The 11,586-nt window shown below is 67.3% G+C and carries 8 protein-coding genes; 5 read left to right on the top strand and 3 right to left on the bottom strand.

Going from position 1 to position 11,586, the window contains the following annotated elements:
• Positions 1–55: 55 nt before the first annotated feature.
• Complete coding sequence (dnaE, locus tag FND50_RS23320; protein WP_007297430.1) at positions 56–3,592, top strand: DNA polymerase III subunit alpha; 3,537 nt, start codon at positions 56–58, stop codon at positions 3,590–3,592.
• 3 nt (positions 3,593–3,595) lie between these two features.
• Here dnaE and FND50_RS23315 read toward each other — a convergent pair whose 3' ends face one another.
• Entirely contained in the window at positions 3,596–3,832 is a 237-nt protein-coding gene (locus tag FND50_RS23315; protein ID WP_144287261.1) for a hypothetical protein, read from the bottom strand.
• Between the two features lie 171 nt (positions 3,833–4,003).
• Here FND50_RS23315 and FND50_RS23310 point away from each other — a divergent pair, with 171 nt between their 5' ends.
• Genes FND50_RS23310 through ilvA form a run of 3 tightly spaced genes read left to right on the top strand, consistent with a single transcriptional unit; the run spans position 4,004 to position 7,664 of the window.
• Positions 4,004–4,438, top strand: coding sequence for a nitroreductase family deazaflavin-dependent oxidoreductase (locus tag FND50_RS23310; RefSeq protein ID WP_144287260.1), 435 nt, complete (start codon positions 4,004–4,006; stop codon positions 4,436–4,438).
• Positions 4,439–4,492: 54 nt separating this feature from the next.
• Positions 4,493–6,268 carry a pyruvate dehydrogenase gene (locus tag FND50_RS23305; RefSeq protein WP_144287259.1) on the top strand — a complete coding sequence of 592 codons (1,776 nt, stop codon included), beginning with the start codon at positions 4,493–4,495 and terminating at the stop codon, positions 6,266–6,268.
• A 43-nt stretch (positions 6,269–6,311) separates the two neighbouring features.
• Positions 6,312–7,664, top strand: a complete 1,353-nt coding sequence (gene ilvA, locus FND50_RS23300) for a threonine ammonia-lyase IlvA (RefSeq protein WP_144287258.1) — start codon at positions 6,312–6,314, stop codon at positions 7,662–7,664.
• 4 nt (positions 7,665–7,668) lie between these two features.
• Here ilvA and FND50_RS23295 read toward each other — a convergent pair whose 3' ends face one another.
• Positions 7,669–8,193 (bottom strand): TetR/AcrR family transcriptional regulator, encoded by a 525-nt coding sequence (locus FND50_RS23295; RefSeq protein ID WP_144287257.1) that lies wholly within the window; start codon positions 8,191–8,193, stop codon positions 7,669–7,671.
• A gap of 126 nt (positions 8,194–8,319) precedes the next feature.
• Here FND50_RS23295 and FND50_RS23290 point away from each other — a divergent pair, with 126 nt between their 5' ends.
• Positions 8,320–9,885, top strand: a complete 1,566-nt coding sequence (locus FND50_RS23290; protein WP_144287256.1) for an MFS transporter — start codon at positions 8,320–8,322, stop codon at positions 9,883–9,885.
• On the opposite strand, the gene treZ is transcribed toward FND50_RS23290, so the two are convergent.
• Positions 9,852–11,585 (bottom strand): malto-oligosyltrehalose trehalohydrolase, encoded by a 1,734-nt coding sequence (treZ, locus tag FND50_RS23285; RefSeq protein ID WP_144287255.1) that lies wholly within the window; start codon positions 11,583–11,585, stop codon positions 9,852–9,854. The genes FND50_RS23290 and treZ overlap by 34 nt on opposite strands.
• Position 11,586 lies beyond the last annotated feature (1 nt).

Here is an 11,586-nt window from a genome sequence, read left to right as displayed (position 1 = left end):
CTGTCGGTCCGAGGGCCTACACTCGTGAGGCTCCCAGACCTTCAGAGAGGCGCACGTGGCTGACTCGTTCGTACATCTGCACAATCACACCGAGTACTCGATGCTCGACGGTGCGGCCAAGGTCGGCCCCCTGTTCGAAGAGGCCGAGCGACTGGGGATGTCGGCGGTCGGCATGACCGACCACGGCAACATGTACGGCGCCAGCGAGTTCTACAACGTGGCGAAGAAGCAGGGCATCAAGCCGATCATCGGCATCGAGGCGTACATCGCGCCCGAGTCCCGCTTCAACACCAAGCGTGTGCTGTGGGGCGACCGCAGCCAGAAGTCCGACGACGTCTCCGGTAGCGGCGCGTACACCCACATGACGATGGTCGCGGAGAACGCGACCGGTCTGCGGAACCTGTTCAAGCTGTCCTCGCTCGCGTCGATCGAGGGCCAGCTCGGCAAGTGGGCGCGGATGGACGAAGAGCTCATCGCCACCCACCACGAGGGCATCATCGCGACCACGGGATGTCCGTCCGGTGAGATCCAGACCCGGCTGCGACTCGGCCACGACCGCGAGGCGCTCGAGGCCGCTGCCAAGTGGCAGGAGATCTGGGGCAAGGACAACTTCTTCCTCGAGCTGATGGACCACGGACTGTCGATCGAGCGACGAGTGCGTGAGGGCCTGCTCGAGATCAGCAAGAAGCTCGAGATTCCGCCGCTCGCCACCAACGACTGCCACTACGTCACCAAGGAAGCCGCGGAGAACCACGAGGCGCTCCTCTGCATCCAGACCGGTAAGACGTTGTCCGACCCCACCCGGTTCAAGTTCGACGGCGACGGCTACTACCTGAAGCCGGCCGCGGAGATGCGCGCGCTGTGGGACGACCAGGTGCCCGGCGCGTGCGACAACACACTGCTGATCGCCGAGCGGGTCCAGTCGTACGACGACGTGTGGGCGCACCACGACCGGATGCCGATCTTCCCGGTCCCCGAGGGCGAGACGCAGGGCACCTGGCTGCGCAAGGAGGTCATGCGCGGACTGGACCGCCGGTTCCCCGACGGACCGCCCGAGGAGTACCTCGCCCGCGCCGACTACGAGATCGGCGTCATCCTCGAAATGGGTTTCCCCGCCTACTTCCTCGTCGTCGGAGACCTCATCAACCATGCCCGGGAGGTCGGCATCCGCGTCGGCCCCGGCCGAGGCTCGGCGGCGGGTTCGCTCGTCGCCTACGCGATGGGCATCACCAACATCGACCCCATCCCGCACGGCCTGCTGTTCGAGCGGTTCCTGAACCCCGAACGCGTCTCCATGCCCGATATCGATATCGACTTCGACGATCGCCGTCGCGGCGAGATGGTGCGCTACGCGACGGACAAGTGGGGCAGCGACCGCGTCGCCCAGGTCATCACGTTCGGCACCATCAAGACGAAGGCGGCCATCAAGGACTCCGCCCGAGTCCAGTTCGGCCAGCCCGGTTTCGCGATCGCCGACCAGATCACGAAGGCGCTGCCGCCGCCGATCATGGCCAAGGACATCTCGGTGTCCGGCATCACCGACCCGAACCACGAACGCTACAAGGAAGCGGTGGAGGTTCGCGCCCTCATCGACTCCAACCCGGACGTCGCGAAGATCTACCAGACGGCCAAGGGACTCGAGGGCCTGATCCGTAACGCCGGCGTCCACGCCTGCGCGGTCATCATGTCGTCCGAACCGCTGATGGATGCGATTCCCGTGTGGAAGCGCGCCCAGGACGGCGCCATCATCACCGGCTGGGACTACCCGTCGTGCGAGGCCATCGGCCTGCTGAAGATGGACTTCCTCGGACTGCGGAACCTCACCGTCATCGGTGACGCCATCGACAACATCAAGGCGAACCGGGGGATCGATCTCGATCTCGACACCCTCGCGCTCGACGACCCGGCCACGTACGAACTGCTCTCGCGCGGAGACACTCTCGGCGTGTTCCAGCTCGACGGCAGCGCGATGCGCGACCTGCTGCGCCGCATGCAGCCCACCGGTTTCGAGGACATCGTCGCGGTGCTCGCGCTGTACCGGCCCGGTCCGATGGGCATGAACGCGCACAACGACTACGCCGACCGCAAGAACGGGCGGCAAGAGGTCAAACCCATCCACCCGGAACTCGAGGAGCCCCTGAAGGAGATCCTGGCCGACACGTACGGCCTGATCGTCTACCAGGAGCAGATCATGCAGATCGCTCAGAAGGTGGCCGGGTACTCGCTCGGACAGGCCGACATTCTCCGCCGCGCCATGGGTAAGAAGAAGCTCTCGGTGCTGGAGGAGGCGTATGCCGGTTTCCGCGAGGGCATGCTCGCCAACGAATTCTCCGAGCCCGCCATCAAGGCGCTGTGGGACACCATCCTCCCGTTCGCCGGGTACGCGTTCAACAAGTCGCACGCCGCCGGGTACGGCCTGGTGTCGTTCTGGACCGGGTATCTCAAGGCCAACTATCCGGCCGAGTACATGGCCGGTCTGCTCACCTCGGTCGGTGACGACAAGGACAAGGCCGCCGTCTACCTCGCGGACTGCCGCAAGATGGGGATCACGGTGCTGCCGCCGGACGTCAACGAATCGGAGGTCAACTTCGCCTCCGTCGGTGAGGACATCCGGTTCGGCATGGGCGCCGTCCGCAACGTCGGCGCTAACGTCGTGGGCTCGATCATCAAGGCGCGCAAGGAGAAGTCCAAGTTCGTCGACTTCTCCGACTACCTCAACAAGATCGACGCCGCCGCCTGCTCCAAGAAGGTCACCGAATCGCTGATCAAGGCAGGCGGATTCGACTCGCTGGGCCATCCGCGCAAGGGACTCATGCTCGTCCACGCCGACGCCATCGACGCGGTGATGGGCACCAAGAAGGCGGAGGCGATCGGACAGTTCGACCTGTTCGGCGGCGACGACGCCGACGAGTCGATCTCCTCGGTGTTCAACGTGAAGATCCCCGAGGAGGAGTGGGACTCGAAGCACCGGTTGGCGCTGGAACGGGAAATGCTGGGCCTGTACGTGTCCGGGCACCCGCTCAACGGCGTCGAACACGTGCTGTCGGCGCAGTCCGACACCGCGATCCCGACCATCCTCGAAGGCGACATCAAGGACGGCACCCAGGTCACCGTCGGCGGCATCCTCGCGTCGGTGAATCGGAGGATCAACAAGAACGGTCTCACCTGGGCGTCCGCGCAGCTCGAGGATCTGACCGGTGGTATCGAGGTGCTGTTCTTCCCGCAGGCCTACTCGGTCTACGGGATGGATGTCACGGAGGACTCCGTCGTGCTCGTCAAGGCGCGCGTGTCGATCCGTGACGATCGGATCTCACTCATCGCCAACGACCTTGCGGTGCCGGATCTCTCGGCAGTGGGGGTCGCGAAGCCGCTGGCGGTCAGTCTGCCGCTGCGTCAGTGCACCAAGGACAAGATCGGCGCGTTGCGTCAGGTGCTCACACGCCATCCGGGGACGTCGGACGTGCACGTGCGGTTGATCGGCGGCACCGAGGTCACGTTGTGGAAGGTGGACGACGTGCTCCGGGTGGAACCGTCGTCGGCGTTGATGGGTGATCTCAAGGCGTTGCTCGGACCGAGCTGCCTGTCCGTGTGACGGTCAGGGGCGCGGCGGGAAGAGGCGCCGCGCCCACCACACCACGACGGCCACCGCGGCGGCGGTGAGTACGGCCGCCTGCAGCGTCTGAGTGACGACGAGGACCGTGACGAAGACCAGCAGCGCGACGGCCAGTGCTTCCAGTTTGTAGAGGGGCCACTCGGCGCCGGCGAGATCGACGGTGCGCGCGGGGTCGCTGCGGCGAACCTCGCGGCGCAGCCATGCGTCGTGTGTCGTCATCGCAGGTCACCTCACTGACGGGGACCGGGGGAGTGGACGTCCCCCGCGTGGGATCAGGGTACTCGGAACCCGGAGTTCGGCGCAACGAACAAACGGATGCGGTTCTTCGCATGTGCGCTCGTTCGGTGGAATCGGTGGCGCGTTCTCGCGGATCAGGTGTTGACTGGACACATGCCACTCACAGGTGAATATGAACCCAGTCCGTCCAAGTGGGCAGCAGATCAGGCCGAGTTGATGGAATCCACCGATGGAGCCGAGGGCACCACGCTGGGCGGGAGGCCCGTCGTCCTGCTGACCACGCGTGGCGCGAAATCGGGCAAACTCCGCAAGACGCCGTTGATGCGTGTCGAACACGACGGGACGTACGCGATCGTCGCCTCGCTCGGCGGTGCACCCAAGAACCCGGTCTGGTACTACAACGTGAAGGCCGAACCGCACGTCGAACTCCGCGACGGCTCGACCACACGGGACATGGTGGCCCGTGAGGTGACCGGCGACGAGAAGGTGACGTGGTGGGACCGCGCCGTCGCCGCGTTCCCGGACTACGCCGAATATCAGAAGAATACCGATCGGGAGATCCCGGTGTTCGTGCTCGAACCCGCCTGACGCCTGCACCGCCGCTGTCCTTCGCCGTTCGACCGTCCCCCGACCGGAGGCCCGATGAGAGCGAAAACCGTTGCCGATCAGCTGGTACGTCAACTCCAGGACGCCGGCGTCCAGCGGATCTACGGAATCGTGGGCGACAGTCTCAATCCCGTCGTCGACGCGGTCCGGCGGTCGGGTGGCGCGGCGAAGGGTGGAATCGACTGGATCCACGTGCGTCACGAGGAGGCCGCCGCGTTCGCCGCGGCAGCGGAGGCGCAGGTCACCGGCAAACTGGCGGTGTGCGCCGGCTCGTGCGGTCCGGGAAATCTGCACCTGATCAACGGTCTCTACGACGCGGACCGCTCGGGAGCGCCCGTACTTGCGATCGCGGCGCAGATCCCGAGCGAGCAGATCGGTCTCGGCTTCTTCCAGGAGACCCACCCGGACCGCCTGTTCGTCGAGTGCTCCCGGTACGCGGAGCTGATCGGCAGTCCCGCCCAGGCGCCGCGCGTGACGGCGTCCGCTATCGCGCACGCGACCGCGCTGTCCGGTGTCGCGGTGATCACCCTTCCGGGCGACATCGCGGACCGCCCCGCCGAGGGACAGGCACCCTCGGTGCCGCGCACCGGCGTACCGGCGATCGTGCCCGACCAGACCGACGTGCAGGCGCTCGCCGACGCCGTGAACGGGGCGGGAAAGGTCGCGATCTTCGCCGGCGAGGGCGTGCGGGAGGCTCGCGAGGAGCTGCTGAGCCTGGCCGACGCGATCGGTGCGCCGATCGGCCACACGCTCCGCGGGAAGGAATGGATCCAGTACGACAACCCCTTCGACGTCGGGATGACGGGACTGCTGGGATACGGGGCGGCCCACGACGGCATGCACGGCGCCGACCTCCTGCTGCTCGTCGGAACCGACTTCCCGTACAACCAGTTCCTGCCCGACGGAGTCCGCACCGCGCAGATCGACTGGGCCGCACAGCGAATCGGCCGGAGAACGAACGTCGACCTGGCCGTGCACGGCGACGTGGCGAGCACGCTGCGTGCCCTCGCCCCGTTGATCCGGCGGAAGGACGATCGCCGATTCCTCGACGACATGCTCGAGAAGCACCGGACGCTGATGAACAAGGTGGTCGGTGCGTACACGAAACCCGCGAAGCAGCGGATCCCGATCCACCCGGAATATGCGGCGTCGATCCTCGACGACCTCGCCACCGAGGACGCGATCTTCACCACCGACACGGGAATGTCGAACGTCTGGACGGCGCGCTACCTGACGCCGAACGGGTCACGGCGTTTCCTGTCCTCGGCCCTGCACGGATCGATGGCGAACGCCCTGCCGCACGCGATCGGCGCCCAGGTGTGCGCGCCGGGCAGGCAGGTGGTCTCCGTGTCGGGCGACGGCGGGCTGTCGATGCTGCTGGGAGAACTGGTGACGGTCGCGATGTACCGGCTCCCGGTCAAGATCGTGGTGTTCAACAATTCCACTCTGGGCATGGTCAAGCTGGAAATGTTGGTGGACGGGCTGCCGGATTTCGGGGTGGACGTCGCGCCCGTCGACTACTCGGCGGTGGCGTCGGCAGTGGGCATCTTCGCCCGCCGGATCGAGGATCCGGCCGACATCGAATCGGGTCTGCGGCAGGCGTTCGATCACGACGGACCGGCGCTCGTCGATCTGGTCACCGACCCGCTGGCGTTGTCGCTGCCTCCGACCATCACGGGCGGGCAGGTCACCGGTTTCGCGTTGGCGCTGTCGAAGATGGTGATGAACGGCGGTGTCGGCGAGGCCGTGAAGATGGCGAAGTCGAACGTCCGCAACGTGCCGCGACCGTCCCAGTTCGATCCGCGCGGCTGAACCCGACTGGTATCCCATGGCTGGAGAGTGGGAACATATCCGGGTGTCCACATCGCCCGATACCGCAGCCCAGAACATCACCTCGCCCTTGACAGTGGGCGACATCGACGCTGCCATCGAGCGAATTTCCCACGTGATCGACGCGACCCCGCTGCAGCGGAGCGAGCGCCTGTCGTCGCTGACCGGCGCGAACGTCTACCTCAAGCGCGAAGACCTGCAGGTCGTCCGCTCCTACAAGCTGCGCGGCGCCTACAACCTCATGGCCCAGCTCGATGCCGGCGAGCGTGCGGCCGGAGTGGTGACGGCCAGCGCGGGCAACCATGCGCAGGGCGTCGCATTCGCCTGCCGGACAATGGAAATCACGGGCCGCATCTACGTTCCGTCGAACACCCCCAAGCAGAAGCGTGACCGCATCCGCGCGCACGGCGGCGAGTTCGTCGAGCTGATCCTGACAGGGGAGACGTACGACGCCGCTGCCGCTGCGGCCGCGGCCGATGTGCGGCGGACGGGCGCGACGATGGTGGCGCCGTTCGACGACGCCCGTACCGCGGCCGGACAGGGCACCATCGCCGCCGAGATCCTCGCGCAGCTCGGTGCGGCCCCCGATTCCGTGCTGGTCCCGGTCGGTGGCGGCGGATGCATCGCCGGCATCGCCACGTATCTGCGTGCGCACGCACCCAATGCGGCCATCGTCGGGGTGGAGCCGACGGGGGCGGCGTCGATGACGGCGGCCCTGGTGGCCGGTGGTCCCGTGACGTTGACGGAGATCGACCCGTTCGTCGACGGCGCGTCGGTGAAGCGGGTCGGCGACCTTCCCTACGCCGTGGTGTCCGCCCTCGGCGCCGAGGTCGCGACGCACACGTCGCTGGGCCAGACCGACCGGTCGACCACGATCCGGCTCGACCCCGAGAGCTTCGTGATGGCCAACCTCGACGAAGGTGCGTTGTGCACCACGATGCTCGAGCTATATCAGAACGAGGGCATCATCGCCGAGCCCGCGGGCGCCTTGTCGGTGGCTGCCCTCGGCAACATCACGTTCGAGCCGGGTTCCACGGTGGTGTGCCTGATCTCCGGGGGCAACAACGACGTCTCGCGGTACGGTGAGATCCTGGAACGCTCGCTGGTGAATCTCGGCCTGAAGCACTATTTCCTCGTCGACTTCCCGCAGGAGCCGGGCGCGCTGCGCCGCTTCCTGGACGAGGTGCTCGGGCCCGAGGACGACATCACCTTGTTCGAGTACGTGAAGCGCAACAACCGGGAGACCGGTGCCGCCCTGGTGGGTATCGAGCTGGGGAAGGCCGAGGGGCTCGGCGACCTGCTCGAGCGGATGGAGCAGTCCCGGATGCAGGTGGAACGGCTGGAGCCGGGGAGCCCCGCGTACCGCTACCTCACCTGAGCCGCTACTTCTGCAGCAGCCGCGCGACCACCTTGTTGTACAGCCCGGGCTCGGGCATGGGGAGCCTGAGCAGTGCGGACAGGTAGATGCCGTCGCCGACGAGCCGCACGATCTCGGCCTGCACGGGGTCGTCGATCTCGCTCTGGAGACCTTCGTCCCAGCCGCGCATCACCTCGGTGACGGCTTTCTGGATCTCGTCGTGCTGACCGTCGACGCTCCGTAGCGCGGCGATGGTCGAACGGTAGAGGGCGAGTTCCTCGGTGGTGCTCGCGTCGGGAACCTGCAGATACCACTCGGACAGCGAGGTGCCGCCGGAGACGGCGTCGGCGCGCTGGGCGTCCGCCCGTTCGCCGAGCCGGCGCACCATGGCGGCGAGCAGCGCTTCCTTGCTGGGGAAGTGGTAGAGCAGTCCGCCTTTGGACACCCCGGCCTCCGCGGCGACGGATTCGAGGGTCACCTGGGCTATCCCCACGTCGAGCAGCAGCTTCTCGAGGGCGTCGAGTATTCGATCGCGCGTTCCGGCAGCCATGAAGAGGGACTGTACCCGGGAAATAACTTTACCGTCCGGACGGTTCACGGTAATGTAACGGAACTGTACCGGCTGGACGGTTCATCACCGGGTCAGCTCTCGAATCGGAAAGTCGCAGGAAGATAAATGTCAGTCTCCACGGATCGCGGGATCAACGACGCCTACGGCGCGCCAGGTCAGTCCTCCGCATCACGCCGAGACTGGCTCGGATTGGTCGTCCTGGCCTTCGCCGTCCTCCTGATCGCCGTCGACGGCACCGTGCTCGACCTCGCACTGCCGTTCATCAGCGCCGACCTCGAACCCAGCAGCACGCAGCTGCTGTGGATCATCGACGTCTACTCGTTCGTCCTCGCCGGCCTGCTCATCACGATGGGCACGCTCGGCGACCGGATCGGGCGGCGTCGCCTGCTGCTCCTCGGCGCCGCCGGATTCGGCATCGCCTCGCTGATCGCGGCGTGGTCGCCGACACCCGAGATGCTGATCGCGGCCCGCGTTCTGCAGGGAATCTCGGGTGCGACGCTGATGCCCGCGACACTCGGTCTGATCCGCACGATCTTCGTCGACCCGCGCCAGCGGACCCTCGCCATCGGCGTGTGGGGTGCGATGGCCGGTGGCGGCACCGCGGCGGGCCCGCTGATCGGCGGCTGGCTGCTCGAGCACTTCTGGTGGGGCTCGGTGTTCCTGATCAACATCCCCGTGATGCTGGTCCTGATCGCCGTGGGACCGCTCGTGATCCCCGAGTCGAAGGACCCCGCCCCGGGACGCTTCGACCTGCTCAGCGCGGCGCTGTCGATGACGACGATGCTGCCGCTGGTGTACGCGGTCAAGGAGACCGTGGTGCACGGTGTCGACCCGGTACTCCTCGTCGTCGGACTCGTCGGCGTCGTGTCCGGTGTGGTGTTCGTACGCAGGCAGAAGGCGATGAAGGACCCGATGATCGACATCGGCCTGTTCGCCAAGCCGGCGTTCTCGACCGCCGTCCTCACCAATCTGCTGTCCATCTTCGCGCTGGCCGGCGTGCTGTTCTTCGGCTCGCAGTACCTGCAGTTGGTGCTGGGTAACAGCGCGTTCGAATCCGGTGTGCTGATGCTTCCCGGCATGCTGATGAGCGCGATCACCGCACTCGCGGCGGCCTGGATGGTGCGCCGGTGGGCCACCTCGCACGTGCTCGGCGGCGGTCTCGCGATCGCGGCTGTGGGTGCGGCACTGATGCTCAGGCTCGGCGTGGACGGCGCCCCGACGATGTTCGTGATCGGCTTCGGCCTCGCAGGCGCCGGTGTCGGTATCGCACTGACCCTGACGTCCGACCTCGTGGTCAGCGCCGTCGAGCCCGAACGGGCCGGCGCCGCCTCCGCGGTGTCCGAGACCGCATACGAACTCGGCATCGCACTCGGCGTCGCGGTGCTCGGCAGCGTCGTCATGGCGATCTTCCGGAACGGCCTCGACACGTCGATGCTGCCGCCGGAACAGGTCGAGCCCGCCCAGGGCACGCTCGGCGCCGCCGTCGCGGAGGCCCAGCACCTCCCGGAGACGGCCCGGACGGTGTTCCTGGAGTCCGCGCAATCGGCGTTCGTCGACGGCATGCACGTCGCCGCCGGCACGACGGCCGTGATCCTGTTCGCGACCGCCATCCTCGTCCTGCGGATGCTGCGCGACCGTCAGGGTGAGCTGTCGAGCACCACGAACGAGTGACCCGGTAGCACCGTCGCCGATGCGGTCTCGTCCTGCGTCGGCGGCTCCCACCACAGCACGGGGGAGCCGCCGACCGGGACGCTCACCGGTTCGGCGCCCAGGTTGCACGCGAGACGAAGCGCACCGCGGTGCACCACGATCCACTGCTCCGCCTCGTCGTAGTCGACGGACAGGTTCTCGAGCCACGGATCCGTCAGCTCGGCGCGGTCCCGACGGAGGTGCAGCAACGAGCGATAGCAGTCGAGCAGCCGGGCATGCGGTTCGCGAGCCAGTTCGTCCCAGTCGAGCTTCGACCGTTCGAACGTCTCCGGGTCCTGCGGGTCGGGAACATCGTCCGTGCTCCAGCCGTGCTCGGCGAACTCGGCCTTGCGCCCCTCCGCCGTCGCCCGCGCGAGTTCCGGTTCGGGGTGGGAGGTGAAGAACTGGAACGGGGTGCTCGCCCCCCACTCCTCACCCATGAACAGCATCGGCGTGAACGGCGAGCACAGCACGAGCGCGGCCTTCACGGCGAGCTGCCCGGAATCGAGATACGTGCCGGGACGGTCACCGACTGCCCGGTTGCCGATCTGATCGTGCGTGCACGTGTACGTGACCAGCGAACTGGCCGGGGTCCGGCGGGTGTCCAGCGGCCTGCCGTGGGTGCGACCGCGGAACGTCGAGAACGTGCCCGCGTGGAACCACCCCTGGCGCAGGGTGTCGGCGAGGCCGGCCATCGAACCGAAATCTCCGTAGTAGCCCTGTCTCTCGCCCGAGACGGCGGCGTGGATGGCGTGATGCACGTCGTCGTCCCACTGGGCGTCGAGGCCGCAGCCGCCTGCCGACCGCGACGTGATCAGGCGCGGATCGTTGAGGTCGCTCTCGGCGATGAGCGTCAGCGGCCGCCTCAGGTGCGCGGACAGCCTGCGGGTCTCGATGGCCAGGTCCTCGAGAAGGTGGGTGGCGGTGTGGTCGACGAGCGCGTGGACCGCGTCGAGGCGCAGCGCGTCGATGTGGAACTCGCGGAACCACCGCAGCGCGTTGTCGATGATGTAGCGGCGGACCTCGCCGCTATCCGGTCCGTCCAGATTGATGCTCCGGCCCCACGTGTTGGCGCCCTGCGCCAGGTACGGCCCGTACCGGTCCAGGTAGTTTCCCGACGGTCCGAGGTGGTTGTACACGGCGTCGAGGACCACGCCGAGACCGCGGGCGTGGCACGCGTCGACGAGGGTCTGCAGCCCGTCCGGTCCGCCGTAACCCTCGTGCACCGTGTACCAGAGAACCCCGTCGTATCCCCAGTTGTGGGTCCCGTTGAACCCGTTGACGGGCATCAGTTCCACGAAATCGACGCCGAGGGCGACGAGATGGTCGAGCTTGGCGACGGCAGCCGCGAACGTGCCCTCCGGGGTGAACGTGCCGACGTGCAATTCGTAGACGACGGAGCCGGCGAGCTGCCGCCCGGTCCACCGCGAGTCGGTCCAGAGGCTCTCGTCGAGCGTGTGGAGCTGCGACGGACTGTGGACTCCGTCGGGCTGGCGAGGTGACCGGGGATCGGGAAGCGGGGTGTCGCTGTCGTCGAGGACGAACGCGTACCGGGAATCCGGCGACGCGTCGACGTCGGCTCGCCACCATCCGTCCGGTGATGGGGTCATGTCGTGGCGTCGGCCGTCGACCTCCACAGAAACGGATTCCGGAATCGGGGCCCATACCTCGAATGTGTGCACC

The sequence above is a fragment of the Rhodococcus sp. WB9 genome, from assembly GCF_007558985.1.
Taxonomy (GTDB): domain Bacteria; phylum Actinomycetota; class Actinomycetes; order Mycobacteriales; family Mycobacteriaceae; genus Rhodococcus_F; species Rhodococcus_F opacus.
This window is presented reverse-complemented; position numbering and strand designations above follow the sequence as displayed.

Bases quoted from the DNA above. Each gene is read 5' to 3' on its own strand.
- FND50_RS23315 (WP_144287261.1), bottom strand. From the start codon at position 3,832: ATGACGACACACGACGCATGGCTGCGCCGCGAGGTTCGCCGCAGCGAC.
- FND50_RS23310 (WP_144287260.1), top strand. From the start codon at position 4,004: ATGCCACTCACAGGTGAATATGAACCCAGTCCGTCCAAGTGGGCAGCA.
- FND50_RS23305 (WP_144287259.1), top strand. From the start codon at position 4,493: ATGAGAGCGAAAACCGTTGCCGATCAGCTGGTACGTCAACTCCAGGAC.
- FND50_RS23295 (WP_144287257.1), bottom strand. From the start codon at position 8,193: ATGGCTGCCGGAACGCGCGATCGAATACTCGACGCCCTCGAGAAGCTG.
- FND50_RS23290 (WP_144287256.1), top strand. From the start codon at position 8,320: ATGTCAGTCTCCACGGATCGCGGGATCAACGACGCCTACGGCGCGCCA.